Genomic DNA, 25,739 nt, shown 5'->3' on the forward strand with positions numbered 1-25,739 from the left:
GAGCAGCAGCAGAGGGCCGTGCGAGGAACGCGCCGTGAGCAGCGCCTGCTCCCAGATCAGGACGATCTGGACGATGACCGCTTGGTAGGTGTAGTGGCGTCGCTGTTGCGGGGCTTGCCGAACCGGCGGTAGATCTCCTTGTCGAGCACGTTCCGCCCTCGCTCGCGCCCCAGCCCTGCACCCATGAACGTCGCCACGAACGTGCTGGCGGCGAGCGGGCGGATCGCCGCGCTGAGCAACGCTTCGACACCGCCGGCTGAAGTCTCGGTCATGAACGGCACGGTACCGACAACGTGGGGAACGTGGCGGCTGCCTGCGCAGACTGACGTAGGCGAGATCAGAGTTCGTTCTGCAGGCTGCACGGTGGCGGCGGCTGGGTGACGGCTTCGCGATGGCGAGCGTCAGTGTGGTGAGGCATCAGGCCAGGTGAGCACAGCGCGGCGCGGAGACGCGGTGGCAGTGACTGGCGGCGTTGTCGTAAGGCGGCTCGGCGGCGGCAGGGTGGCGTCCTGGAGGCGGCGCGGTGGCGGCTGAGCAGCGGCGCGGTGTGGGCCTTCGGCCACCGCCCGAGCCGCCCCCTCACCGTCGCCGTGCGACCACCGCTCCCCCTCAAGCACCACTCGCCACCGCTCCCCTCACCACTGCCGGCTGACCACCACCTCTGCCGCCACCCGGACGTCCTCGTCGAGCGGGCGGTCCGGGTCCACCGGCTCGATGGCCGAGGCCAGCGCGTCCAGCAACGCCGCGCACCGGGGTGCGGTCGGGCGGCGGCCGCCCACGTGCACGGCTTGGCGCAGGCCCAGGGCGAGTGAGCCGCACAGCAGGCGGAGCAGCTCGGCGAGGTCGTAGGCGCGCAGCGCGGCCTGCGTGCCGAACGGGACCACGTCCTGGTTGTGCAGGTTGGTCGGGAGGCTCTGCGTGCTGGCCGGCAGGACGCCGCGGCGGATCTCGGCGACGAACGCCGTCGTGGCCAGTTGGACGCCCTGCAGTCCGTGTTGCTGGCCCGGTCCGGCGGCGAGCATGGGTGGGAGGCCGGTGTTGCGGGCCGGGTCGACGAGCAGGTCCAGCTGGCGTTCGGCCAGGTTGCCGAGTGAGGCCGTGACCATGGCGACGACGTCGGCGGCGTAGGCCGCGGGCTGGCCGAAGAAGTTGCCGCCGTGGGCGATCAGGTCGTCTTCGGGGAAGAACAGCGGGTTGTCGCTGACGCCGCCCAGGTCCGCGGCGACGATGCTGTCGGCGTAGCGCAGGGCGTCCTCGGCGGCGCCCAGGAGCTGGGGTGCGCAGCGGATGCTGTACGGCTCCTGCAGTGCGCGCAGACCGCTGGGCGTGGTGCCGTCAAGCATGGAGCGCATCCACCCCGCCACCGTCACGGCGCCGGGGTGGCCGAAAGCGGAGATCAGGCGTGGGTCGGTGAAGCCGGGATCGGCGCCGACGACGTCCACCAGCAGGCACGTCAGGTCGGCCAGGGCCCGGTGCGAGGAACGCACGGACGACAGGGCTAGGGCCAGTGCCGCCGTCGTGACGGAGGTACCGTTGACCAGGGCCAGGGCGTCACGGCCGTCCAGTTGCAATGGGGTGAGTCCGGCGGAGGAAAGGGCATCGGCGGCGGGGCGGCGGACTCCGTCGAGGTAGGCGTGGCCGCGGCCGCGCAACGCCTGGGCGGCGTACGCGAGCGGGATGAGGTCTCCGCTGGCGCCGACGGAGCCGTAGCGCGGGATGGCCGGGACGAACGTCGTCGCGAACATCGCGGACAGGCCTTCGACGACGTGCGCGGACACGCCGGACAGGCCCTGCGCCAGGGACCAGGTGCGCACGAGCAGTGCGGCTCGGGCGATGTCCAGGGGCAGGTCGGGGCCTTGGCCCGCGCCGAGGTGTGCGAGGGTGTTGTCGCATTGGTCGGCTTCGGAGGACCTGCCCGCGAAGCCCACCAGGGCGCCGAACCCGGTCTTGGCGCCGTACACCGGGCGCTCGTCGTCGGCCAGGACCGTGCGCAGGTAGGCGCGGCCCCGTTCGACTCGGTCGAGCACGCCGGCGCCGACGAGCACGGGTAGCGGCCCGCAAGCGCGCTGAAGGTGCGGAACGGTCAGGGGCGAACCCAGGTCCACGGACGTGTCTGAGGCGGTCGTGGTCACCGCACGGACGGTAGGCAGCCGATCTCAGAAAGTTCTGAGATCGCGTGGGTAGCTTCCCCGTTCATGGCTCACGACTACCTGATCATCGGCGCGGGACCGGCCGGTTTGCAGCTCGCCGCACTGCTCGAGCGGGACGGTCGCGACTACGCCGTCCTGGAGCGCGGCAGCGGTGCCGGCACGTTCTTCACCCGCTACCCGCGGCACCGCAAGCTCATCTCGATCAACAAGGTGCACACCGGGTCCACCGATCCCGAGCAGCGGATGCGGATGGACTGGAACTCCCTGCTGCTCGACGACCCCGAGCTCCTCTTCACCCGCTACACGCCCCGGTACTTCCCGGACGCCGACGACATCGTCCGCTACTTCCAGGACTGCGCGGCGGGCCTGAAGGTCCACTACGACATCGATGTCACGGGCATCTCGCGCGACGGCGACGGGTTCGCGGTCACCGACCACAGTGGACTGACCTGGCACGCGAAGAACCTCGTGATGGCCACCGGGGTCTCCCAGCTCCACGTGCCGCCGATCCCCGGCATCGAGCACGCCGAGCGCTACGACACCTTCGACACGGACCCGGAGTCGTTCACCGATCAGCGGGTGCTCGTGATCGGCAAGGGCAACTCGGGCTTCGAGACCGCCGACGCGCTGGTCGAGCACGCCGCCGTCATCCACGTCGCCGGGCCGCACTCGGTGAAGCTCGCCTGGCAGACGCACTACGTCGGGCACCTGCGGGCGGTGAACAACAACTTCCTCGACACCTACCAGCTCAAGTCCGAGAACGCGGTCATCGACGGCAGCGTCGAACGCGTCGAGCGACGGCCCGAGGGCGGGTTCCGGATCCAGTTCCGCTACGCGCGGTCGGTCGAGACGGTCCGCGAGCTGGAGTACGACCGCGTCATCGCGTGCACCGGGTTCCGGTTCGACTCCTCGATCTTCGCGGAGGACTGCCGCCCGGCGCTGGTCATCAAGGACCGCTTCCCGCAGCTGACCTCGGCGTTCGAGTCGACGACCGTCCCCGGCCTGTACTTCGCCGGCACGATCACCCAGTCGCGGGACTTCAAGAAGTCGACCAGCGGGTTCATCCACGGCTTCCGCTACGGCGCCCGCGCACTGCACCGCGTGCTGAGCGCCCGCGACCACGGCACCCCGTGGCAGGGCACCGATCTGGAGCTCTCACCCGAAGCGATCAGCGAGGCCGTCATCGCCAGGGTGAACAGGTCTTCGTGCCTGTGGCAGCAGTTCGCGGTCATGGGCGACGTCGTGAGCGTCGACGGCGACACCGCGCGGTACTCCGAGGAGGTGCCGGTCGCGTTCGTGGCGGACGGCGGTCTCGGCCCGGCCGAGCACCGGTTCGTGGCGACGCTGGAGTACGGGCCGGAGCACGACACCGTCGACCCGTTCGACATCAGCATCCCCCGTGTCGCCGAGAACGACCCCGTGCACGCGGCCGGCGCGAGCTACCTGCACCCGGTCGTCCGCTACTACCGGCACGGCGTGCTCGCGGCGACGCACCACCTCGCGGAGAACCTGGAGAACCACTGGGACCTGCCGGAGGTGCACCAGCAGCCGCTCGGCGTGTTCGTGAAGGAATGCCTTGCCGGCGCGTGACACCGGGCCGTTCCCGCGGGCGGTGCTCGACGTGCTCGGTGCCGCCGCGGAACGGCCGGTGTTCGAGCACGGCACCCGCGTGGTGACCGGCGCGGAGTTGCTCGACATGGTCGTACGCATCGCGAACGGGTTGCGCGGCAAGGGACTTGGCCCCGGTGACGGCGTCGCCCTGCTGCTCGGCGTGACCGCGGAGGCGTTCGCGACGATCCTGGCGGCCCACGCGGTGGGCGCGCGGGTGGCCGGGGTGCGGCCGGGACTGACGGACGCGCAGGTCGAGCACCTGCTGAGCCTGGACATCAAGCTCGTGCTCCGGGACGCCGACCTCGCGGACCTGCTCGCCTCCTCTCCCGGCCCCCTGCGGTGCGACGGCCGTCCCGGCGACGTCGCCCGGCTCATCCACACCAGCGGCAGCACGGGCGCTCCGAAGGCCTGCGCCCAGAGCTACGCGTCCATGACCGACGCCTGGACCGCTCGTCCCGCTGCCTGGCCTCCCGCGATCCGGGAGCTGGCGACGCGGCTCGACCGGTACCTCGTGTTCGGATCCCTGTCGAGCCAGGTGATGTTCGAGTACGCGGTCCTCACCCTCACGGCCGGTGGCACGGTCGTCGTCGCGGACAACCCTGCCGGCGCGATCACCCGCCTCAAAGCCACCGCACGCGTGATCACCGTGCCCGGCCTGGCGAAACTCGTCGCCGCCCAGAAACGCGACCCGGCCGACCTGTCGACCCTGCGTGCCCTGCTGGTGTCCGGTTCTCCCCTGACCCCGGATCGGCACCGCGAGGCCCTGGACACCCTGGGACCGGTGCTGTTCCACGGCTACGGGCAGACCGAGACCGGCATGATCTCGATGGCCACACCGGACGATCCCCCTGGCACGGTGGGAAGACCGCCGGTGGACGTGGAACTGCGCGACGGCGAGCTCTTCGTCCGCACACCGGGCCAGGCCTGCGGCTACTGGGGCAACCCGGAGGAGTCCGCCGAGGTCTTCGTGGACGGCTGGGTGCGCACGCGCGACCTCGGCCGGTTCGACGCCTTCGGCTACCTGCGGCTGACCGGCCGGGCCCGCGACGTCGTGATCGTCAACGCGAACCTGCACTACATCGGCCCGATCGAGCAGGCGATCGCCGAGCACCCGGACGTCGCCGAGGCCTACGTCGTCGCCGTTCCGGACGACGAGACCGGCGAGGCCGTGCACGCCTTCGTGGTCCCCCAAGCCGATCGCGTTCCCGGGCTCGGCGAGCTCCAGGAGCTCGTGACCGGACGGCTGGGCGCGGCCTGTGCTCCCGTGCGGGTCACCGCGATCTCCGAACCACCCGTCGCTCCCAGCGGCAAACCCGACAAGCGTCAGCTGACTGCGTGAAGGAGAACGTCGTGTCCAGCGAGGTAACGACCGAGTGTCTCGTGATCGGCGCCGGCCCGGCAGGTCTGCAGGCGTCCTACCTGCTCAAACAGGCGGGACGTGACCACCTGGTGCTGGAGTCCGGCCAGGCCGCGGGGACGTTCTTCACCCGCTTCCCCCGGCACCGGCAGCTGATCTCCATCAACAAGATCCACACCGGCTGGGACGACCCCGAGCTGAACCTGCGCGTCGACTGGAACTCGTTGCTCTCCGACGATCCCGCGCTGCTGTTCACCGGCTACACCCCGCGCTACTTCCCGAACGCCGACGACATGGTCCGCTACCTGGGCGACTTCGCCGTCAAGAACGACCTGCCGGTCCGCTACGACACCAAGGTCGTCACGGTGACGCGGCCGGACGACTTCGTGGTGCGCGACCAGCACGGCGGCACCTACCGCGCGAAGCGGATCATCGTGGCGACGGGCGTCTCGCAGCCGTACACGCCGGACATCGAGGGCGTCGAGCACGCCGAGCACTACTACGACGTCTCCGTCGACCCGCAGGACTTCACGAACAAGAAGGTGCTGATCATCGGGCGCGGCAACTCGGCGTTCGAGACCGCCGACGCCCTCGTCGAGACCGCCTCGGTCATCCACGTCGCCGGGCCCGGTTCGCTGAAACTGGCGTGGCAGACGCACTTCGTCGGCCACCTGCGGGCCGTGAACAACAACTTCCTCGACACCTACCAGCTCAAGTCGCAGAACGCCGTGCTGGACGGGCACATCAGGGGCATCCGCCGCGACGGCGACGACTACCTGGTGAAGGTCAGCTTCCAGCGGGTCGACGAGGTGGTCAAGGAAATCCGCTACGACCGGGTCATTCTCGCGACCGGGTTCCGGTTCGACGCCTCGATCTTCGCCCCGGAGTGCCGGCCCCAGCTCACCATCAACTCGCGCTTCCCGGACCAGACCGCGGCGTGGGAGTCGGTGAACGTCCCGGACCTGTTCTTCGCGGGCACGATCACGCAGATGCGCGACTTCAAGAAGTCGACCAGCGGGTTCATCCACGGCTTCCGCTACGGCGTGCGCGCACTGCACCGGATCGCGGAACAGCGCTACCACGGCGTCGACTGGCCCAGCCGCTCCGTCGACCCCACGCCCGAGGCCGTCACCGAGGCGGTCATCGAGCGGGTCAACCGGACCTCCGCGCTGTGGCAGCTGTTCTCGTTCCTCGCCGACGCCGTGCTGACCGGCGAGGACGGCTCCGTGCGCTACGTCGAGGAGGTGCCGGTCGCGCACCTGCACGAGGCCGTGGAACGCGGCGAGTTCGGCGCCGTCGCCACGTACCTGACGGTGACGCTGGAGTACGGCGAGGACCACGACAAGGTCAACCCGTTCGACATCACCGCCGGCCGCACCTCGCAGGACGACACCAGCGGGCTCGACGGCCGCTACCTGCACCCGGTGGTGCGGCGGTTCCGCGCCGGCGTGCTCGTCGACGAGCACCACATCACCGAGAACCTCGAGAACGAGTGGAACAGCGAGGCCGTGCACAAGGCGCCGCTGCGGGAGTACCTCCGGTGAACCCGGTGCTCGCGGAACTGCACGACAAGGCACGCGCGGTGCTCGACCCCGTCCACTACGACTTCTTCGCGGGCGGGGTCGGGGACGAGGTCGTGCTCGCGGACAACGAGGCCGCGTTCCGGCGTCTCGCCCTGCTGCCCAGGGTGTTGCGGGGCAACGAGACCAGCGACGAGTTCCCCGTGCTGATCTCGCCGACCGCGTTCCACCGGCTCGCCCACCCCGACGGTGAGCTGGCCACGGCGCGGGCGGCGGGCGCGACGACGCTGGTGTCGAGCATGGCCTCGACCGTGCCCGTCGCCGGCGTCGTGGCGGCCGCGACCGGGCCGGTGTGGTTCCAGCTCTACGTCCAGCCCGACATGGACGTCACGGAGGCCCTGGTGCGGCGGGCGGAACGGTCGGGCTGCGCGGCGTTGGTCGTGACGGTCGACTCCCCTGTCTTCGGCCGTCACCGGCGGGACATCGCACACGGTTTCCACGACCTGCCCGCCGGGCTGGCGGCGGAGAACATGCGAGACCTGGCCGGGGCGGCCCTGCGGAACATCGAGATGTCGCCGGCGGTGTCGTGGGAGCACCTCGACCGGATCCGGGACATGACGACACTTCCGTTGTGGGTCAAGGGGATCCTGCACCCGCAGGACGCGGTGCTCGCGGTAGGGCACGGCGTGGCGGGCATCGTCGTGTCCAACCACGGAGGACGCCAGCTCGACCTCGTACCGGCGTCGCTCGACGCGTTGCCCGCCGTGGTCGACGCGGTGGCCGGACGGGTGCCGGTCGTGCTCGACGGCGGTGTCCGCAGTGGAGGGGACATCGCGCTGGCGCTGGCGCTGGGAGCGTCGGCCGTCGGCATCGGCAGGCCCGTGCTGTGGGGCCTGGCGGCGGACGGCGAGCAGGGTGTGCGCCGGGTGCTCGACGTGCTGCGCGACGAGTTCCAGCACGTCCTGGCGATGTGCGGCGGCGAACTGTCCAGGGACATGGTGGTACCCCGGTGCTGAACTGGTTGCCCGCACGGGTGGTCGCGTTGCGCGCCAGGGTGTTCGAGAAGGTCAACGGCGACAACGCCATCACGTTCCCGAACGAGCAGGTCGGGCCCGAGCGCTTCCAGGAGCTCTACAGCCACCCCGCCGCGAACGGCCGCAGCAGGGGCGCCGGGCTCTCGGACCTGTTCTGGTACTGGCTCTCCCCCGGTTCCGAGGTGCACCAGGAGCATCTGGAGGCCGGGCCGCGCTACGACGACGTGGCCCGCGCGACCCGCACGTTCCTCGCGGGGTCGAGCGAGGCGCTGGCGGCGGCCGCGACGCGGTGCACCGCGAAGGTGCTGGACGAGGTGATCACCGGCCGCGTCACCGCCGTGCGGTTGCGCGAGCTGATGATGCCGGTGTGGGCCGAGTACTTCTACGAGCTGGTGTTCGGCGAACCGTGCCCACGCCACGCGCGTGACCTGATCGTCGCGCACGCCACCGACGTCGTGACCTCGTTGAAGTGCACGGGTTTGCGCCATCCCGCCCGCCGTGCCCGCCTCACGCGCTACCTGCGGGTCCGGCTCGCGGACGTCGTGCACCCGCTGCCGCAGATGTTGTCGGAGACCGAGCAGGTGCACTACCTGCAGGGCACCTACTTCAACACCGCCGTCGTGCAGATGGCCGAGGCGATGGCGCACCTGCTGCTCGCACTGGCCCAGCACCCCGAAGCGATCCGGCGCGTCGACGACGACCGGTACTTCGCCCACGTCCTCGACGAGACCTTCCGGCTCTACCCGTTGTTCGGCATCGCCCACCGCATCACGACCGCCGACATCGAACTGGACGACCGCACGTTCTTCCCCGCCGGTTCGGTGCTGTGCTTCAACTACCCCGCCTACCACGCCACCGGGTACGACGACCCCGACGCGTTCGACCCCGGCCGCTGGGAGGCGACGGCGGCGCGCAACGAGCACCACATCCCGTTCGGCGTCGCCGCGAACCGCCCCTGCCCGGCGTGGCGCCTGTCCCCGATCGTGATGCGCGCGTCCGCCCGGGAGGTGCTGCGCCGCGTCACACCGCACTCCTCCGTCACGCACACCCGCTCGTTGCCCAGCCGCGGACCGTGCCTGCTCGTCCGCGACGGCCCGGTACCGCGGTCCAGGCTGGCGCTGATGCGCGTGCGCGACCGCTGGGAGGACGTCTGGCGCAGCGTCGTCCAGCTCGTGCTCGGCACCGCCATGGTGCTGCACGCCCACCGGCTCCGGCCGGCCGGGCGCTACTTCGACACGCACGACACGCAGGGTTGCCCGGTCCGGCACTGACCCCAGGAGATCCACGGTGAACCAGATCCACTTCGCGTTGCAGGTCTTCGCCGCGCTGGCGGTCGTGCTCGCCGCGACCACCGTCTGCGGACGGCTCGCCATGCTGGTCAAACAACCCAGGGTGGTCGGCGAGATGGTCGCCGGCGTCCTGCTCGGCCCCGCGCTGCTCGGCGCCGTCGCCCCCGGCGTGCAGGCCCAGCTCTTCCCCGCCGACGTCAAGAGCACCCTGTACGTCCTGAGCACGATCGGCCTGACGTTCTACATGTTCCTCGTCGGGTCCTCTTTGGACCACGGCCTCACCACGGGAGCCAACGCGCGCAAGGCGTCCGTGCTCGCCGTCTCCGGCATCGTGCCGACGTTCCTGCTCGGCGCGGGCGCGGCACTGCTCTTCTTCGACTCGCTGAGCCCCGAGGGGTCCAGCCTGTGGGTGTTCATGCTGTTCGTCGGCGGCGCCCTGTCGATCACCGCGTTCCCGATGCTCGCCCGGATCCTGCAGGAACGCGGCATCGCCAACACCCCCATCGGCGGCCTCACCCTGGTCGCCGCCGCCATCGACGACGCGGTGGCGTGGGCGTTCCTCGCGCTGATCATCGCCGTGGGCGCGTCCGGCAGTCCGTCCGGCGCACTGCGCACCATCCTCGGCGCGGCGCTCTTCGCCGTGCTGATGCTCACGGTGGGCCGCAAGCTGCTGGCCAAGCTCGGGGAACGCGCCGAACGCGACGGCAAGCTCAGCCGCGACATGGTCGCCGTGATCCTGCTGCTCGTCCTGCTCGCGGGCTGGTACACCGACCTCATCGGCGTGTTCTCGGTCTTCGGCGGCTTCATCACCGGCCTCGCGATGCCCAAGTCACCGGTCGTGCGCCACGAGCTGGAGACCAAGCTCTCCGACCTGAACTCCATCCTGCTGCTGCCGGTGTTCTTCGCGTTCAGCGGCCTCAACACGCGGCTGGACGGCTTCGGCTCGGGCGGAGCGCTGTGGTTCCCGCTCGCGGTGATCATGCTGGCCGCGTTCGCCGGCAAGTACCTCGGCTGCGGACTCGTGGTCCGCGCGCAGGGTTACTCGTGGCGCTACGCCTCCGCGGTCGGCGGCCTGATGAACGCCCGCGGCCTGATGATCCTCATCTTCATCAACATCGGCCTCGCCTACGACCTGGTGACACCGGAGATGTTCGCGATCCTCGTCGCCGTCGCGATCGTCACCACGGCCGCGGCGATGCCGATCTACCGGGCGTCGCTGCCCGACCACCTGGAGGCCGGGGCCGACGTCAGGACCCCGTCACCAGTGCGCTGAGCCGCTCGACGACGGCGGCCGGGGCCGGCATGCCCGCGATCTCGGCCGCCACCCCCACGGCGACCTCCCGTGCCGACGGGTCGTCGAGCAGACGGCCCGCCGCGTCCGTGACGGCGTCCGCGGTGATCTCCTGGCCGACGAGCTTCGCACCCGCGCCGGTCTCGGCGAGCACGTCGGCGTTGACGAACTGGTCGGCGCCCTGCGGCAGCACCAGTTGCGGCAGACCGGCAGCGAGCGCGCCGAGCACCGTGCCCGTTCCGCCGTGGTGCACCACGAGATCGGCCCGCCGGAGCACCTCCGCCTGTGGCACGAACCCGGCGACGTGCACGTTCGCCGGCACGTCACCGAGCGACGCGGGATCACCCGGTCCGACGGCCACCAGGACGTTCACCGGCAGCCGGGCGAGACCGCCGACCGCCCTGCGGAGCACGTCCGTCGTACCGAACGACACCGTGCCGAGTGTCAGGTACACCAACGGTTTCGTGGTACCGAGCCCGGGCATCGGCACGTCCAGGTCGAACGCCGCCGGCCGTTGCCGCAGCACGGTGGGCAGCGCCGCGACGACCGGATCGCGCACGGTGTCCGGCCACAGGTCGATCGCGACGTCGCCCAGCATCAGGTCGGCGGGTGCGGTGCCCTCCCACATCCACGCCATCTCCGCCGCGGCCATCCGCTGGATCGCGGGAGGCATCGAGCGGCCGATCACGTGCGCGACGAACGGGATCCCGGCGTCGCGCGCCGCCTTGGCGGCACCGGTGTCGCTCTGTTCGTAGACGACCAGGTCGGGCCGGATCCGCGGCAGGAGTGCGCCGAGGTCCCTGACCGTCGCCCGCGGCACCAGGTCCGCGAACATCGTGATCAGCAACCGCGGGACCTCCGCGTCGCCGTGCCGCCGGCGGGCCTCCGCCTCGGCGTCGGCGATCGAGATTCCCGACGGGTGGGCCTCGAAGCCCAGCGCACGCGCCTTTTCGACGAAGCCCGGGCCGGTCGCGAACACGACCTCGTGCCCGGCCCGCTGTGCCGCCCGCGCCAGCGGGATCAGCGGGAACAGGTGGCCGTAGGCGGGACGGCACGAGAAGAGGATGCGCACCTCGTCGAGGCTAACGATCTTCTGGTGCTCTACGCTGCGGAAGTTTGGTTTTGGTCAACACTGAAGTAATAGAACTAAACGACACCGACGGTGAACGCAGCCCGGTGCAGCTTGCCGCCGTGGACGAACTCCAGGAACAGCCGGTACTCGCCCCGATCGGCGAACACCGCCTGGAAGCTCAGCTCACCGTTGTCCAACGGGATCCCCGCCAGCTCGACCGGATGCAGGTGCGTGGCCGACAGCAACATGGTGTGGAAGCCGGTCATGTGCCCGTTGGCGCCGAGGTGCGGTTCCAACGAGCTCACCGGCTTGCCGTCCGGCGCGCGGATCGACAGCCGGAGCGCGTGCGTGCTCATCGGCTTGGGCTGACCCTCGTCCACGCGCACCACGGTGTAGCCGTCGGTGGTGGTCGCGCCGGCCTCGGGTGCGGGAACCGGCACCACCGTCGTGTCGCCGGGGACGCTGAACGGCACGCCCAGCACCACCGGGTGGCGCGGGTCCTGCGTGTCGAGCGGCACGAACTCGGCGAACATCCGGTAGACGCCCCCGTCGGGCAGCGAGAGCTCGGTGCGCCAGGTGTCGCCGTCCAGGACGGGGTGCAGGTGCTCGAAGACGAACATGTCCTCGCGAACCGAGAAGAAGTGCATCTGCTTCGTCTGGTTGTCGAGGAACCTGGTGACGGGCTTGTTCGTGCCGTCGAGGATGCGGAACGCCACCGGCACGGCCGTGCCTCGCGTGCCGGGCGTGGTGACCGGCTCGAAGCGGTAGCCGCTCTCCACATCGGACAGACCGTCGCTGTGCGCGGCGGGGACCACGGCGCCCATGTTCTGGTGCTGCATCGGCGGTGCGGACCGGGCGAACACCATGATGCCGCCGCCCGCCACCACGGCGACCGCGAGCAGGGCGAACATCCAGTCGACGAGGCTGAGCTTGCGCATGACGACTCCTCGATGCGCGGGTGGGCGGCGACGGCCGCCCACCCGCGTCAGGTCAGAACTGAAGGCTCCACGCGTCGATGTAGCCGACGTCGGAGCTGGCCACGTCCTGCACCTTGAGCTGCCAGGAGCCGGCGGCGTCCTCGGCGCCGGCGTTCACCTCGTAGGTGGTCAGCACGTTGTCACCGGAGTCGTTGCCGGAACCCTTGAGGCGGAACGAGGTCCCGTCCGGCGCGACGAGGTCGACCACCAGGTCCCCGCGGTACGGGTGCTTGATGTCGACGTTGACCTTCAGGGCCGCCGGGGCCTTGCCGGGCACGCCGGAGACCGAGACGGACGACGTGACCGCCGCTCCCCTGTCCGGGATCTGCACGTCCGCGGTGTTCTCGAACTTGCCGCCCACAGGCGGCGGCTCGACGGCGCCGAGGTTGGGCTTGACCACGACCAGGCCCTGCTCGATGCCGTTCACCAGGACGATGCCGCTGGCGAAGTACGGGTAGTTGCTCCACGCCCCGTTGAACTTCGCCTCGTTCGCGGCCGGGTAGATGTCGAAGAACCCGGCCTCGGTCAGCTGCGCCGAAGCGACGCCGCTGACGTCGAGGATGCGCAACCCGGCCTGGTAGTTGGCCTGGTAGGAGTACTTGCCCTTGATGTACTGGTTGTGGTCGATCGCCGTGGCCGGCGAGTTGTACACGCCGGTGTGGACCGGGTTCGCGAGGCTCGCCAGGTCCCAGATGTAGGTCTTGGTGCGCTTGTCGGTGCCGCGCGACTCGTCCAGCTCGTCGTCGAGCAGGAAGTACCGCTGGTCCTCGGTCAGCCAGCCCTGGTGCGAGTACTGCGCGCCGGAGTAGGCCTTGCGCGAGATCTGGACCGGCCTGGCCTTGTCGGTCACGTCGACGATCGTCAGCGTGTCCTCGTTGGAGTTGAAGCAGATCTCCCGGCCGCGGTAGGTCGCGTCCGGCCCGCGGTAGACGACGCACTGGTTGTCGTGCGTGTAGCCGTCCTGGGAGACGCAGCCCGCGTTCTTCGGCGACTTCGGCGTGCGGATGTCGACCATGTGCGGGCCGCCGCTGCACGTGTTGGAGCCGATCGCGTACGCGTACCCGGTCTCCTCGTTGATGGCGATGTTGTGCGCCGGGCCGAACTCCTTGTACAGGGCGTCGGCGGTGAACGTCTGCGGCGTGGTGATCGTCCGCAGGCGGGTCAGGTCGAACACCTGCATGCCGTGGCCGGTGATGAAGTCGGCGACGATGAAGGCGTGGTCCTTGTAGACCTTCATGTCGCGCCACGAGCTGCTGCCGCCGTTGGACGGCAGGTTGCCCAGGAACTTCGGCGCGGTCGGCGTGCTGACGTCGACGAACGCGGTGCCGTTGGTGCGGCCGACGACCGCGTACTCCTTGCCGGAGGACGGGTCGGTCCAGCCCCAGATATCGTTGCCGTTGCCACCGCCCATCGCGGACAGGGGCAGCACGCTGAGCAGGTCGACGTTCTTGCAGGGGTAGATGTCGGCCTTGCCGTTGACGCACGGGACGCCGGCGGCCTGGCCGGAGACGGCGTGCCGGTCGGCGGGCAGGTGGTCGGCCAGGAAGGTCCTGGCGGCGGCCTGGCCCTCCGCGGTGGTGGGGTCGTGGGCTGAGGCGCCCGTCATCGAGAGGGCGACCGCTGAGACCGTCAAGACGGCCAGCGCCCCCATGCGCAGGGATTTCATGTAGTTGGACTCCTTCGCACCGGGAAGCAGGGGGTTCCCGGTCACCAACAGACGGTAGAAGCGGCAGGTACTCCCCGTGAAGCGTCGTTCGTCTGGTTCGGGGTGGAATGTCGATCAGCTCGATACGCTCGGGCCATGGACAGCAGCCGCCAGAACCGCGTGCGCCAGGCGTTCGACGACTTCTTCGCGCCGGGTGAGCCGAAGTCGGGGAGCTGGGTGCTGGACCTGTTCCAGCGCACGGCGGAGACGGTGCCCGCCTACCGGAAGCTCTTGCGCGACAACGGGATCGAGCCGGCCACGATCCGGACGTTCGAGGACTTCCAGCGGTTGCCGTTGCTCGACAAGGCGAACTACCACGAGCGGTACCCGCTGCCGGAGCTCTGCCGCGACGGGAAGCTGGAGAACTGCGACATGATCGCCGTGTCGTCGGGGTCGAGTGGCAGGCCGACGATCTGGCCGCGCGGCGTGGAGGACGAGCTGCACGTGGCGCGCCGGTTCGAGCAGGTGCTGGTGGACGGGTTCCGAGCGGACGAGCGCAGGACGCTGGCCGTGGTGTGCTTCCCACTCGGCACGTGGGTGGGCGGCCTGTTCACGCAGGCGTGCGTCCGGCACCTCGCCGCCAAGGGCTGCCCGATCACGGTGGTGGCGCCGGGCAACAACAAGGCCGAGATCCTGCGGGTGCTGCCGGAACTGGCGCCGCACTTCGAGCAGGTCGTGCTGCTGGGCTACCCGCCGTTCGTGAAGGACGTCGTCGACACGGGGCTCGCGCAGGGCGTCGACTGGCCCGCGTACCGGATCAAGCTGGTGCTGGCCGGTGAGGTGTTCAGCGAGCAGTGGCGCGACCTGGTGTCGCGGCGGGCAGGCATCGCGGACCCCGTCACCGACGTCGCGTCTCTCTACGGCACAGCGAATTCCGGCGTGCTGGGCAACGAGACCGCGCTGTCGGCGAGCATCCGCGGGTTCTTCGCCGCCCACCCGGAGAAGGCCCGGGAGGTCTTCGGCGACTCGCGGCTGCCGACGCTCGTGCAGTACGACCCGGCGAGCCGGTTCTTCGAGGTGCACGACGGCACACTGGTGTTCACCGCGGACGGCGGGATTCCGCTGATCCGCTACCGGATCGCCGACGAGGGCGGGGTCCTCGGGCACGCGGAACTGCTGCAGTACTGCGCCCGCAACGGTTTCACTCCCCCTGCCGGGCCGGAGCTGCCGTTCGTGTTCCTGTTCGGGCGGTCGCTGTTCACGGTGTCGTTCTTCGGCGCGAACGTCTACCCGGAGAACGTGACGGTCGGCCTGGAGCAGCCCGGCATCAGCGACGTGGTGACGGGGAAGTTCGTGATCGAGTCGGTCGAGGACGACGATCGCGACCGGTTGTTGCGGATCACCGTCGAGACCGCGCCGGGCGCCACGGCGGACGCGGCGGTGATCGCCGAGGCGGTCCGGACCCAGCTGCTGCGGCTCAACAGCGAGTACGCGCACTACGTCCCGGCCGAACGGCAGTCGCCCGAAGTCGTGTTGCGTCCGCACGGCGATCCGGAGTACTTCCCGGCCGGAGAGAAACACAGGTACACCCGACGACCCTGAAAAGCGCTATTGCACCACGGAGCAATAGCTTTTCTCCGCTTCCCCTCCCTGCTTAAAGTGGCGTCGGCCGAATTCTTTTTGGTTTAGGGAGGAATCCTTTGAGGTTCGTTCGGCGTATTTTGCTGGCGTTGATGCCACTCGCCATGCTCTTCACCGTCGCGGTCGCTGCCCCGAGCGCGCAGGCGGAGGCTCCGGTCGCGCAGGCCGCCGTGGTGGGCGCCGCCTACGACAGCGAGACCGGCCAGGCTCTCGCCGCCTGGGACTGCGACACCGCACACGTCTGCTTCTGGAACGGCTTCGGCGGCACCGGCGGCCGGTGCATGTGGGACGTGGCGGACACCGACTGGACCGCGGCGCCCTACACGTGCTCATGGGCTACGACCAAGGAGGTCAAGTCCGTCTACAACCGGGGGACGTCCGCCGCCACGGGCGTCGCGTTCTACCGCAACACCGGGCACAACAACCGGATCGGTTGCACGAAGCAGGGCAAGAAGGGTGATCTCGCCGGCACCTACCAGGTCCGTTCGCACAAGTGGATCAGCACCAGCTGCGGCTGATCGGGCTCAATAGCACAGAACCGGGCGCGGGACACTGGTCCCGCGTCCGGTTTTCGTTGCGCGATTCGGCGGAGTGACACGCCCAGTATCGTTGTGCGCGGTGACCTGGACTGGGGAGGTTGCTGTGTTGCGCATCCATTTTTCCACTGGTGATCTGGAGCGTACGCAGGTAGCGGAAAGGGTGGATCCACTCTGGGAAATGGTGTTCAGCCGGCTTCGGCTGACCGAACTGGACAACGGGTTGTTGCTGCAGCCGTGGCTTCGTCACGTCCGCCGCAACGGGGACCGGCAGGTGATCACGTCCGGCGTTCGCATGCTGTCCGTGCTCGCACCGCTCGGTCCGTACTTCCCGGACTTCCTCACACCGCCCGAGGGTGCGCAAGGACTGGGGAGCGCGCTCGCCGCGATCCGGTCCACACCCCGGCACCGGCTGCGAGAGGAGTTCCGGCGGCTGGAGGAGGTGCGGCCGGTTCCGGAGTGGACGCGTCCGCTGGCGGCGGGCGACGGCGAGTCCCTGATGGGCCTCACCGAGGCGCTCATCCGGTACCACCGCGAGGTGATCGAGCCGTACGGCGATCTGATCGACGAGGCGGTCGAGACCGATCGGGTGCACCGCAACGGTCTCGCGTGTGACGTCGAGGGGTTGCTGCGGGGCATGTGGCCGTTGATGAACTGGCGGGCGCCGGTGCTGGAGGTCCAGTACGCGCACGACCGGGACCTGTACCTCAACGGGCGCGGGCTGCGGCTGGTGCCGTCGTACTTCTGCCGCCGCACACCGGTCGCGTTCGCTGATCCGGGGCTGCCGCCGACCGTGGTGTACCCGTTGCACCACGACTGGACGTGGCAGCGTCAGCTCGCGAGCGGACGGCGTGAGCAGGGCGCGCTCGCGGCGTTGCTCGGCACGACCCGGTCGGCGGTGCTGGCGGCCGTCGGTGCCGGGGCCACGACGACCGAGCTGGCGGAACGCCTCGGCGCGTCACCGTCGTCGGTCAGCCGGCACACGACGGTGCTGCGGGAGGCGGGGTTGCTGACGACGGAAAGGCAGGGGTTGTCCGTGCTGCACCAGCGAACGCTGCTGGGGTCGGCCCTGCTCGGCAAGAACTGAGTTCGCGTCGCGCGAGACCGGAGCGCCGGAGAGGTGGTTGCGGTCGCGGGTGTGGGTTCCAGGTTCCCGCGGGAGCCTGGAACCCACACCCGTCGCTCAGTCCTGGCTTGCCGGGGAGCCTGTCGACCTTCGCGCCCGCCGTGACCACAACCCGGCCACGCACGCGGCCAGCGCCAAGCCCGTGAGCAGGACGTGGATCGCGGCGCCGAACCGCGTCGCGAACGTCACGTCCGTGCGCAACGGCACGGTGTCCACCATCAGGTCGTCGGTGAACATCCCGGTCGACCGCACGACGCTGCCGTCCGGCCGCACCACCGCGCTCACGCCGCTGATCGCCGCGACCACGACCGCACGGCCGTGTTCGATCGCGCGCAGGCGGGCCATCCCGAGCTGCTGGTAGGTCATCTCGCCGCGGCCGTACCAGGCGTTGTTCGTCGGCACGACCAGGAGCTGGGCGCCGCCGGCGGCGCTTTCCCGCAGCACGTAGTCGTAGGCGACCTCGTAACAGATGCCGACGCCCACGCGCGTGCCCGCGATGTCCAGCACACCCGGTTCGGTGCCCGCGTCGAGATCGGGCTGGTCCGCGAACGGCGTGAAGATCCGGGCGAGCGGGCGCAGCGGGATGTGCTCGGCGAACGGGACGAGCTCCTGCTTCGCGTACGACTCCCCCGCGCCGGCCTTCGGATCCCACGTGATGACGGAGTTCTGCCCGTCGCGCAGTGCGCTCACCAGGGTCGGCACGCCGAGGTCGGCGATGGCCGCGTCGAGCACCGGGTCTCGGTCACGGGTCCTGGTCGCGCTCTCCGGCCACACCACGAGGTCCGGCTTCGGCAGTGCGCCGCCGCGGACCAGCGCGGCCAGTTCCGCGGTCTTGCGCAGGTGGTTGTCGCGCAGGGTGGCGCCCTCGGTGAGCAGGCCGAGGCCGAGGTCGGGGGCGTTGCCCTGCACGACCGCCACGGTCCGCTCGCCGGTCTGCGCCTCGATCGAGATCAACGGGCTCACGGCGAGCGAGGCGACGACCGGCACCAGCGCCCAGGCGCGGGTCCACCGCGGGAACCAGGCGGCCAGGCCGAACCCGGTGAACACCACGGCGAACGTGACGAGCGGCGCGCCACCGAGCACGGCGAGCCGCGCGAACGGCCCGTCGACCTGGCCGAACGCGACACGGCCCCACGGGAAGCCGTTGAACGGGATCAGCCCGCGCAGGGTCTCCTGCAGCACGAACAGCAGCGCCGCCCACACCGGAGCCGCCGGCAGCCGCGTGACCAGCGGGAACAGCGCGCAGACACCGCAGATGAACAACGCCATCAACGCGCTGAGCACCAGCCACGGCCAAGGCCCGAAGTCGTTGCCCAGGAAGTGCTGGATCCACCACAGGTGCGGCAGGAAGAACGCGAGTCCGAACGCGAACCCGAGACCGGCGCTGCGACGGGCGCCCGCGCCCTTCAGCACCAGCCAGAACACCACGAACGCCGGAACGGCGAGCCACCAGAGCGTGCGCGGCGGGAAGCTCAGGGCCAGCGCGCCGCCGGCCACCGCCGCCGCGCCGTAGCGGGCGAGATCAGGCTTGCGCAACGGACACCCTCGCCCGGCGCAGGACGAGGTACGCGCCGCCGACGAGTGCGATCCCGACGACGTAGGCACCGACCAGCTCGGGCACGCGGCCCGCGAAGTTGCCCGCGAGCGGCGGCACCAGCAGTGCGAACACCCCGGCGAGCACGGCGACCCGCGTCCGCCACGGCCCCACCGGCAGGCACGCCGCCAGCGGCAGCACGGCCCACAGCAGGTACCACGGCTGGATCACCGGCCCCAGCACCACGATCACGCTCATCATCATTCCCAGCGACGTCACCTCGGAGATCCGTCCGCGCAGCTGGCGGCCCAACAGCACCGCCACTCCACACAGGATCAGCACGAGCCCCGCGATCCGTGCCGAGGAGATCATCGCCTGCCCGGCCTGCGGGCCGGACACCGCACCCGCCAGATAGCCGGGCCAGTTCGTCGGCGCCATCCAGCTGTTGACCTTCGACGGCGTGCCGAGCGCCTGCACCCAGCCGAACCCGGACCCGCCGGCCAGCGACGTCACGACCGACACCACCCCGGCGGCCACGACCATGGCGAAGCCCGCCGTGACGAACCTGATCCAGCCACCGCCCAGCCTGCGCGCCAGAGCGGTACCGACGACCGCGAACGCCACCAGCGCGGGCAGCTTGACCTGCGCCCCCAGTCCGATGAGGACGACACCGGCCGTGTACTGCCACCACTTCAGTTCGGGCAGCGCCTGCAACGCGACCACGGTGCCGGACAGCATGAGACCGAGCATCAGCGCGTCGTTGTGGACACCGCCGATGAGATGCCACAGCACCAACGGGTTCATCACGCCCAGCCACAACGCCGTGCGCTCCTGCACACCGGTCATGGCGGCGAGCCTGGGCACCGCCCACACGACGAGCAGCAGTCCGAGCGCGGCGACCAGCCGGTACAGCACGACGCCCAGGACGGGGTCGCCGCCGGTGACCTCGGTGATCGCCCGCTCGACCGTGGTGAACAACGGCCCGTACGGCGACGGCGTCTCACGCCAGTAGACGCCGACGCGTGCCACGGCCTCCGCGCTCGCGCCGGCCGCCGGGCTGACCACGTTGGGGTCGAGCCCCTTCGCGGCCACCTCGCCCTGGGCCAGGTAGCTGAAGACGTCCGCGCTGAACAGCGGCGGCGCCACCAGCAGCGGCGCGCACCACCAGGCCAGCGTCCGGCGCAGCCACCCCGGGTCCGGCCTGGTGCGGCCGAGCAGCGCCCAGGTCAGCACGACCAGACCGGCACCCGCGATCGCGACGCCCAGCGCCACCGCGCCACCGGTTCTGGCGCTCACGGCCCAGGCACCGGCGGTGAGCAGGAGCGCACCGCCGAAACCCGTCCAGCGCAACAGTTCCGGGGTGTCGGTGACGACCGCGGTCGGCCAGCGGTAGGTGACGGTCTGCACGGGAGACACAGTGCTGCTTGGGCGGATCGTCACGCGTCCGACCGTGGTCGCGTTCCCACGTACGACCTAAGGATGATCTTTTCTAATTGTGTGGAGCGGCTCAACTTCCGGCGAAGTCGTGCGTCATCCACACGGTTCCCTTGGCGTCACGGACCACGACGATGCCGATGCGGGTGGAGGACTTGCTCAGGATGTTCTTGCGATGGCCGTCGTTCGGCGGCTTCTCGTCGATCATGCCCTGGGTCAGGCCGAGCGCCATCTTGGAGATCGCCTCGACGTTGTCCTTGACCGGGCCGCCCATGCCGACGTTCTCCGCGACCGAGCTCCACTTCACGCCCGCCGCGGTGCTGCGCTCGCCGAGGCCGCTCTCGCCGGCGCACTGGTGCGACAGGCCGCAGCCGTTGCTCATCATGGCCCTGGTGTGCCGGTCGGCCGCGGTGACCAGCGCCGGGTCGACCGTCAGCGGTGCCAGGCCGGCCTTCGCCCTGGTCTCGTTGATCAGCGCCAGGACGCGTTCCTCCGGCGTGGCGGCGCGGACGGGTTCGGGCGGTGCCGTCGTTGTCGTGGTGGTGGTCGTCGTGGTCGGTGCGCTCGACGCCGCGGACGTGGTCTCCGCCGGCTGGGACGAGGACGTGCTGAGCGCCAGTCCCTGCGTGGTGTTCGGCCCGGCCACGGCCGCCGGTGGGTCGGAGGGCAGCAGCACCATCGTGCCGACCACGCCGACGAGCGCGCACACGGCCGCGGCGCCCGCCACTACGAGCACCGGCTTGCCGCCGGCGATGCCCGCGAGCTTGCCGAACACGCCGGCCGGTTCGGCGAGGTGCGTGGGCACCGTGCCGAGGTCGGACTCGAACGCGACGGAGTCCGGGGTGACGTCCATGAGGGTCTCGAGCAGCCGGGGCAGGTAGGCGGCCGGCACCACGAGCAGCGCGGCGCCGGTCAGGATGCGCTCGACGGGCATCGCGTCGTCCACGCCTCGTCCACAGCGTCCGCAGTCGTCGACGTGCCGCAGGAGCCGCTTGCGCCACAACGGGTTGGGCTCGCCGTTCCAGCCCTGCGCCGCCCGGTCGAGCCCGGCGCACCGCGGCTCCATCGACAACGCGCGGACGAGGTGCCTGATCGTCTCCAGGCGGCCCTTCAGCCTGCTCACGCGCACCGTGACCGCGTGCGCGCCGAGGTCGAGCGCGTCGGTGACCTCGGCCCTGGTCAGCTGCCCGACGCGTTCGAGCGTCCACAGCGCCAGCAGCTCGCGGTCGGCCGGGTCCAGCCAGCGCGCGGCCTCATCGACCTCGCGGCGCTGCTGGGCGAAGTGCAGCCGGGACAACGCGACCTCGACGAACTCGGCGCCCGGATCGGCCCGGTCGTACTCCTCCAGCGGGGCCGGGGCCAGGTCGCGGCGGCGGTAGTGGTCGCGGACCTGGTTGATGGTGACGGCGACCAGCCACGACCGGAACCGGTCCGGCTCCCGCAGCGCGTCGATGCCGCGGATCACGCGGACCATCGTCTCCTGCACCACGTCGTCGACGTCGGAATCGGCGTGCAGCGCCCGACCGGCGACGTTGTAGACCAGCGGCAGGCAACCCGCGACCACGGCGTCGAGGGCCGTCCGATCACCGGCCCGCGCGGCCTGCACCTGCTCCGCGTCCACCTGCCCCAGCCACTCCCGACCCGTCACTTCCGCACCCTTCGCCGACTGTCCTGTACGCCATGGGAGACCGGCGAGTCTCACCTCAGGTCACAGAAACCGGACCGGAAGGTGACCGGGGTCACACGGCGACGACCGCCACCCCGGTGCGGCCGCCGTCGACGTCCAGCACGATGCCGTGCACGAACTCGGCTTCGTCCGAGGCCAGGTACACCGCCGCGGCGGCGATCGCGTCCGGGTGCCCGGACCGTCCGGCGGGCGTGCCGCGCATCATCCCGTCGGCCATGCCGCGGGTCGTGTCGTCCCAGCCCGCCGAGGCGATGACGCCGGGCGAGATGGCGTTGACCCGGATGCCCTGCGGCCCGAACTCCGCCGCCCACGCCCGCGTGAGCGTCTCCACCGCGCCCTTGCTCGTGCTGTAGATCGCCCCGCTGGGGACGCCGAGCCTGGTGATCCACGAACCCAGGTTGAGGACCACACCGCCGCCGGCGCCGATCATCGCGGGAACTAGGGCCTGCGTGAGGAAGAACGGCGCCTTCACGTTGACCCCGAAGACCCGGTCGAAGGTCTCCTCGTCCGTCGTCGGGGTGGTGGAGGGCGGGTAGATGCCCGCGTTGTTCACGAGGACGTCGACGTGACCTCCCAGCAGCGCGGAGGCGTCGGCGGCGAGCGCGCGGCTCGCGTCCGGCGAACCGTCGAGATCGGCGCGGGCGAAGTCGGCCTTCCCGCCGTCCGCGCGGATCTGCGCGACCACCTCCGCTCCCCTGGCCTCGTCGCGCCCGGAAACGACGACGTGCGCTCCCTCGCGGGCGAAGGCGACCACGATCGAGCGGCCGATGTTGCTGGTGGAACCGGTGACGAGGGCGGTCCTGCCCTCCAGTCGCTGTGTCATGTCCTCGAAGCTACGAGCATTTTTTTGGACCAGCAAGTCCAGAAAATCAGCCGCGCAGGTGGTCGAGCAACGTGTCGAGCACCGCTTCGAGGTGCCCGACGTGACCGGTCGACATGAGCACCTGGACCCCGCCCTGGATGCCCGCGATGAAGGCGGCGGCGACCCGGTCGGCGTCGAGGGCCTCCCGGACCAGCCCGGCCGCCTGCATGGCGCCGATCCCCTTGCACACGTGAGCCTGCCACTGGCTCAGCAGTGTGCTGACCACCTCGTGCGCGCCCGGCGTGCTCCCGACCTGCCCCATCAGCGTGCCCAGCGGGCAGTGCCGTCCCTGCGCGCGGTACCGGGCGATCACCGAGTCGCGCCACCGCTCCCAGGCCGCCCACGACGTGAGCGCGCCCAGGTGCGGCTGCTGGTCGTCGAGCACGCGATCCGCCTCGTGGCGGGCCACGGCGAGGAAGAGCTGCTCCTTGCCGTCCGGGAAGTAGTGGAAGATCTGGCTCTTGCTCGTCCCGGTGATCGCGCGGATGTCGTCCAGCGTCACGCCCGCCGGCTCGTCGCTGCGCAGGTAGGCCGCGGCGCCCTCGATGATGCGCTGCCTGGTCGCGCGCCCCTTCGTCGTCAGTGCCATGACCCGAGCCTAAGTTTTCTGGACCGGCGAGTCCACTGTGGTTGACTGGGAGCATGCTGCCTTGGGAGGGACCGCTCGCCGGTCGGCTGGACCGGCACACCGTCGACTCGGTGCTGCTGCGCGACAACCCGCTCGGTGATCCGCACGAGCGGCCGCTGTGGGTGTACGTGCCGCCGGGCTACGACTCCGGGACCGAGCACTACCCCACCGTGTACGTGATCCAGGGCTACACCGGGCACGTGGCGATGTGGGCGAACCGGATGCCGTTCCGGCAGCCGTTCATCGAGACGGCCGACGCGGTGTTCGCGCAAGGAGCCCCTGGTTGCATAGTCGTCTACGTCGACGCGTGGACGTCGTACGGCGGGTCGCAGTTCGTCGACTCCCCCGGTACCGGCCGCTACCACTCGTACTTGTGCGACGAGGTCGTGCCGTGGGTGGACGCGCACTACCGCACGATCCCGGACCGCGAGTCACGGGCGATCGCGGGCAAGTCCTCCGGCGGGTTCGGCGCGATGATCACGCCGATGCTGCGGCCCGACCTGTTCGGTGCGTTGGCCACGCACGCGGGTGACGCGCTCTACGAGCTCTGCTACCTCGCGGACTTCGGCAAGGCCGCACGGGCGTTGCGCGGCTACGACCACGACGTCCAGAAGTGGTGGACGGACTTCACCAGCCGGACCGCGTTCACGAAGCCCGAGGACATGGACCTGCTCGGGATACTCGGTGTCGCCGCGTGCTTCTCGGCGCGCGAGGACGGGACGCCGGAACTGCCGTTCGACCCGGTCACCGGAGCGCCGGTCCCGCAGGTGTGGCAGCGCTGGCTCGACTGGGACCCGGTGCGGATGGTCGCCGGTCGTGCCGACGCGATCCGTTCGCTGAGGGCCGTGTGGATCGACGCGGGCAAGCGGGACGAGTACTTCCTCGACCTGGGCGCGGAGGCGTTCCGCAAGGAGATCGCCGCGGCCGGGATTCCGGACGAGCGCGTGCACTTCGAGCTCTTCGACGCGGGACACGGGGCGATCGATTATCGCTATCCACTGTCTTTGTCGTGGCTCGCGACTAGGCTCGCTCGATGATCAGCGAAGTGGCCCTGAGAGGCCTCGAGGACGCGGACTTGGACATATTGTTCGATTTCATGCGTGATCCCGAATCGGTGCGGATGGCGGCGTTCACCGCGGAGGACCCCGACGACCGTGAGGCGTTCGACGCGCACATGCGCGAGATCCGGGGCAATCCCGAGACCCTGAACCAAGTCATCCTCGGTGACGGAGCGGTGGTGGGCAGCATCGCCAGCTTCGTGATGGAGGGCGACACCGAGATCACCTACTGGGTCGACCGCGCGGTCTGGGGCCAGGGCGTCGCCGGGCGGGCGGTGGCGTTGCTGCTGGAACAGGTGACGGTCCGGCCGCTGCACGCCCGTGTGGCCAGCGACAACCCGGCGTCGATGCGCGTGCTCACGAGGGCGGGGTTCAAGCCGGTCGGGACCGACGTCGGCTACGCGGCGGCCCGGAAGGCCGAGATCGAGGAGACGATCCTCGTCCTCAGCTGACGAACTTCTCCGTGCCCAGCACGCCGAGCAGCTGCAGCTTGTCGAACGCCTCGGTGCGCGGCGGCGCGGTCAGCACGAGCAGCGCCTGCGACTGGTCCTCGGTGAACAACGCCTGGCAGTCCACCTCGATCTCCCCGAGCTGGGGGTGGATCAGCACCTTGTGGTCCTCGAACCGCTTCGCGACCTCGTGCCGTTCCCACAACTCGGCGAACTCCGCACTTTCCTTCTGCAGTGCGCGAACGAGCTCACCGGCCCGTGAGCGCGGGCCCATCGAGGCGTAGGCGGCGCGCAGGTTCGCCACCTGGGTGCGGCCCTGCCTGTCGCGGTCGTGCTCGGGGTAGACGAGGCGCTCGTCCGGGTCGGTGAACCAGCGGTAGATCCCGCTGCGGGCATACCCGGTGAAGCGCGAGGAGTCGCCGTACAGCGCCTCGGCGAACCGGTTCTGCATCAGGACCTCGCCGAGGTTCGACAGGATCAGCGCGGGGGTGTCGTCGAGCCGGTCCAGCACCCGTTGCAGCGCGGGCGCCACGTGGGTGGCGCCCGTCCGGGGCGACGGGGCGTTGCGACCGGCGACGCGGAACAGGTAGTCGCGTTCGTCATCGGTCAGCCGCAGAGCGCGGGCCAGCGCGGTCAGCATCTGCTCGCTCGGCTGCGGGCCGCGTTGCTGTTCCAGGCGCGTGTAGTAGTCGGTGGACATGGCGGCCAGCGCCGCGACCTCCTCACGCCGCAGCCCCGGCGCCCGCCTGCGCGCGCCCACCGGCAGGCCGACGTCCTCCGGCCTGAGCTCCTCCCGGCGGCGCCTGAGGAATCCCGCGAGTTCCACCCGATCCATGAA

Annotated in this window: 22 protein-coding genes; 11 read left to right on the forward strand and 11 right to left on the reverse strand. The window is 70.5% G+C overall.

All coding sequences use genetic code 11. The annotated features are described in order from the left end of the window. Nucleotides 1–56: 56 nt before the first annotated feature. Entirely contained in the window at nt 57–272 is a 216-nt protein-coding gene (locus LX88_RS39910) for a hypothetical protein (protein ID WP_258952943.1), read from the reverse strand. Nucleotides 273–635: 363 nt separating this feature from the next. After that, nucleotides 636–2,132 carry an aromatic amino acid ammonia-lyase gene (locus LX88_RS39915; protein WP_258952944.1) on the reverse strand — a complete coding sequence of 499 codons (1,497 nt, stop codon included), beginning with the start codon at nt 2,130–2,132 and terminating at the stop codon, nt 636–638. Nucleotides 2,133–2,195: 63 nt separating this feature from the next. On the opposite strand from LX88_RS39915, the gene LX88_RS39920 reads away from it, so the two are divergent. The 6 genes from LX88_RS39920 to LX88_RS39945 are packed head-to-tail and all read left to right on the forward strand — an operon-like array spanning nt 2,196 to nt 10,234. After that, complete coding sequence (locus LX88_RS39920; protein WP_258952945.1) at nt 2,196–3,740, forward strand: NAD(P)-binding domain-containing protein; 1,545 nt, start codon at nt 2,196–2,198, stop codon at nt 3,738–3,740. Further along, complete coding sequence (locus LX88_RS39925; RefSeq protein ID WP_258952946.1) at nt 3,727–5,100, forward strand: class I adenylate-forming enzyme family protein; 1,374 nt, start codon at nt 3,727–3,729, stop codon at nt 5,098–5,100. The genes LX88_RS39920 and LX88_RS39925 overlap by 14 nt, the downstream gene beginning before the upstream one ends. A gap of 11 nt (nt 5,101–5,111) precedes the next feature. Next, on the forward strand, nt 5,112–6,662 hold the full coding sequence (locus LX88_RS39930) for an NAD(P)-binding domain-containing protein (RefSeq protein WP_258952947.1): 1,551 nt from the start codon (nt 5,112–5,114) through the stop codon (nt 6,660–6,662). Next, complete coding sequence (locus LX88_RS39935; RefSeq protein ID WP_258952948.1) at nt 6,659–7,654, forward strand: alpha-hydroxy acid oxidase; 996 nt, start codon at nt 6,659–6,661, stop codon at nt 7,652–7,654. The genes LX88_RS39930 and LX88_RS39935 overlap by 4 nt, the downstream gene beginning before the upstream one ends. Further along, the gene (locus LX88_RS39940; RefSeq protein ID WP_258952949.1) at nt 7,648–8,943 is read left to right on the forward strand and encodes a cytochrome P450; all 1,296 of its coding nucleotides are present in this window, start codon (nt 7,648–7,650) and stop codon (nt 8,941–8,943) included. The genes LX88_RS39935 and LX88_RS39940 overlap by 7 nt, the downstream gene beginning before the upstream one ends. Nucleotides 8,944–8,959: 16 nt before the next feature. Continuing rightward, the gene (locus LX88_RS39945) at nt 8,960–10,234 is read left to right on the forward strand and encodes a cation:proton antiporter (protein ID WP_258952950.1); all 1,275 of its coding nucleotides are present in this window, start codon (nt 8,960–8,962) and stop codon (nt 10,232–10,234) included. Here LX88_RS39945 and LX88_RS39950 read toward each other — a convergent pair. The 3 genes from LX88_RS39950 to LX88_RS39960 all read right to left on the reverse strand — a co-directional run bounded on the left by LX88_RS39950 (nt 10,209) and on the right by LX88_RS39960 (nt 14,012). Next, entirely contained in the window at nt 10,209–11,324 is a 1,116-nt protein-coding gene (locus tag LX88_RS39950; RefSeq protein WP_258952951.1) for a glycosyltransferase, read from the reverse strand. The genes LX88_RS39945 and LX88_RS39950 overlap by 26 nt on opposite strands. A 74-nt stretch (nt 11,325–11,398) precedes the next feature. Continuing rightward, the gene (locus LX88_RS39955; protein ID WP_258952952.1) at nt 11,399–12,262 is read right to left on the reverse strand and encodes a DUF8832 domain-containing protein; all 864 of its coding nucleotides are present in this window, start codon (nt 12,260–12,262) and stop codon (nt 11,399–11,401) included. Between the two features lie 52 nt (nt 12,263–12,314). Then, nucleotides 12,315–14,012, reverse strand: coding sequence for a choice-of-anchor B family protein (locus LX88_RS39960; protein ID WP_258952953.1), 1,698 nt, complete (start codon nt 14,010–14,012; stop codon nt 12,315–12,317). A gap of 90 nt (nt 14,013–14,102) precedes the next feature. Between LX88_RS39960 and LX88_RS39965 the strand changes: the two genes are divergently transcribed. The 3 genes from LX88_RS39965 (at nt 14,103) to LX88_RS39975 (ending at nt 17,210) form a co-directional block, all read left to right on the forward strand. Next, nucleotides 14,103–15,548, forward strand: a complete 1,446-nt coding sequence (locus LX88_RS39965) for a phenylacetate--CoA ligase family protein (protein ID WP_258952954.1) — start codon at nt 14,103–14,105, stop codon at nt 15,546–15,548. 131 nt (nt 15,549–15,679) lie between these two features. Then, a complete protein-coding gene (locus LX88_RS39970) occupies nt 15,680–16,105 on the forward strand; it encodes a peptidase inhibitor family I36 protein (RefSeq protein ID WP_258952955.1) in 426 nt (141 codons plus the stop codon). A gap of 199 nt (nt 16,106–16,304) precedes the next feature. Further along, nucleotides 16,305–17,210 (forward strand): ArsR/SmtB family transcription factor, encoded by a 906-nt coding sequence (locus LX88_RS39975; protein WP_258952956.1) that lies wholly within the window; start codon nt 16,305–16,307, stop codon nt 17,208–17,210. Between the two features lie 96 nt (nt 17,211–17,306). On the opposite strand, the gene lnt is transcribed toward LX88_RS39975, so the two are convergent. The 5 genes from lnt to LX88_RS40000 form a co-directional block, all read right to left on the reverse strand. Next, nucleotides 17,307–18,785 (reverse strand): apolipoprotein N-acyltransferase, encoded by a 1,479-nt coding sequence (lnt, locus tag LX88_RS39980; RefSeq protein ID WP_258952957.1) that lies wholly within the window; start codon nt 18,783–18,785, stop codon nt 17,307–17,309. Then, a complete protein-coding gene (mptB, locus tag LX88_RS39985; RefSeq protein WP_258952958.1) occupies nt 18,772–20,223 on the reverse strand; it encodes a polyprenol phosphomannose-dependent alpha 1,6 mannosyltransferase MptB in 1,452 nt (483 codons plus the stop codon). The genes lnt and mptB overlap by 14 nt, the downstream gene beginning before the upstream one ends. Before the next feature lie 67 nt (nt 20,224–20,290). After that, complete coding sequence (locus LX88_RS39990) at nt 20,291–21,865, reverse strand: sigma-70 family RNA polymerase sigma factor (protein WP_258952959.1); 1,575 nt, start codon at nt 21,863–21,865, stop codon at nt 20,291–20,293. A gap of 91 nt (nt 21,866–21,956) precedes the next feature. Continuing rightward, complete coding sequence (locus LX88_RS39995; RefSeq protein ID WP_258952960.1) at nt 21,957–22,727, reverse strand: SDR family NAD(P)-dependent oxidoreductase; 771 nt, start codon at nt 22,725–22,727, stop codon at nt 21,957–21,959. A gap of 46 nt (nt 22,728–22,773) precedes the next feature. Continuing rightward, entirely contained in the window at nt 22,774–23,355 is a 582-nt protein-coding gene (locus tag LX88_RS40000) for a TetR/AcrR family transcriptional regulator (protein WP_258952961.1), read from the reverse strand. Between the two features lie 53 nt (nt 23,356–23,408). Here LX88_RS40000 and LX88_RS40005 point away from each other — a divergent pair, with 53 nt between their 5' ends. Both LX88_RS40005 and LX88_RS40010 read left to right on the forward strand, forming a co-directional pair. Further along, nucleotides 23,409–24,431 carry an alpha/beta hydrolase-fold protein gene (locus LX88_RS40005; RefSeq protein WP_258952962.1) on the forward strand — a complete coding sequence of 341 codons (1,023 nt, stop codon included), beginning with the start codon at nt 23,409–23,411 and terminating at the stop codon, nt 24,429–24,431. Beyond that, nucleotides 24,428–24,904 (forward strand): GNAT family N-acetyltransferase, encoded by a 477-nt coding sequence (locus tag LX88_RS40010; protein WP_258952963.1) that lies wholly within the window; start codon nt 24,428–24,430, stop codon nt 24,902–24,904. Before LX88_RS40005 ends, LX88_RS40010 begins: the two co-directional genes overlap by 4 nt. Here the strand turns inward: LX88_RS40010 and LX88_RS40015 are convergent. Next, nucleotides 24,897–25,736, reverse strand: coding sequence for a helix-turn-helix transcriptional regulator (locus tag LX88_RS40015; protein WP_258952964.1), 840 nt, complete (start codon nt 25,734–25,736; stop codon nt 24,897–24,899). The two genes, LX88_RS40010 and LX88_RS40015, sit on opposite strands and share 8 nt — an antisense overlap. Nucleotides 25,737–25,739: the final 3 nt, after the last annotated feature.

This window comes from Lentzea californiensis (assembly GCF_024648825.1).
Taxonomy (GTDB): Bacteria; Actinomycetota; Actinomycetes; order Mycobacteriales; family Pseudonocardiaceae; genus Lentzea; species Lentzea californiensis.

Coding starts and splice junctions, on each gene's coding strand:
- LX88_RS39910 (WP_258952943.1), bottom strand. CDS start 272: ATGACCGAGACTTCAGCCGGCGGTGTCGAAGCGTTGCTCAGCGCGGCG.
- LX88_RS39920 (WP_258952945.1), top strand. CDS start 2,196: ATGGCTCACGACTACCTGATCATCGGCGCGGGACCGGCCGGTTTGCAG.
- LX88_RS39955 (WP_258952952.1), bottom strand. CDS start 12,262: ATGCGCAAGCTCAGCCTCGTCGACTGGATGTTCGCCCTGCTCGCGGTC.
- LX88_RS39965 (WP_258952954.1), top strand. CDS start 14,103: ATGGACAGCAGCCGCCAGAACCGCGTGCGCCAGGCGTTCGACGACTTC.
- LX88_RS39970 (WP_258952955.1), top strand. CDS start 15,680: ATGCCACTCGCCATGCTCTTCACCGTCGCGGTCGCTGCCCCGAGCGCG.
- LX88_RS39975 (WP_258952956.1), top strand. CDS start 16,305: ATGGTGTTCAGCCGGCTTCGGCTGACCGAACTGGACAACGGGTTGTTG.
- LX88_RS39995 (WP_258952960.1), bottom strand. CDS start 22,727: ATGACACAGCGACTGGAGGGCAGGACCGCCCTCGTCACCGGTTCCACC.
- LX88_RS40000 (WP_258952961.1), bottom strand. CDS start 23,355: ATGGCACTGACGACGAAGGGGCGCGCGACCAGGCAGCGCATCATCGAG.
- LX88_RS40005 (WP_258952962.1), top strand. CDS start 23,409: ATGCTGCCTTGGGAGGGACCGCTCGCCGGTCGGCTGGACCGGCACACC.
- LX88_RS40010 (WP_258952963.1), top strand. CDS start 24,428: ATGATCAGCGAAGTGGCCCTGAGAGGCCTCGAGGACGCGGACTTGGAC.
- LX88_RS40015 (WP_258952964.1), bottom strand. CDS start 25,736: ATGGATCGGGTGGAACTCGCGGGATTCCTCAGGCGCCGCCGGGAGGAG.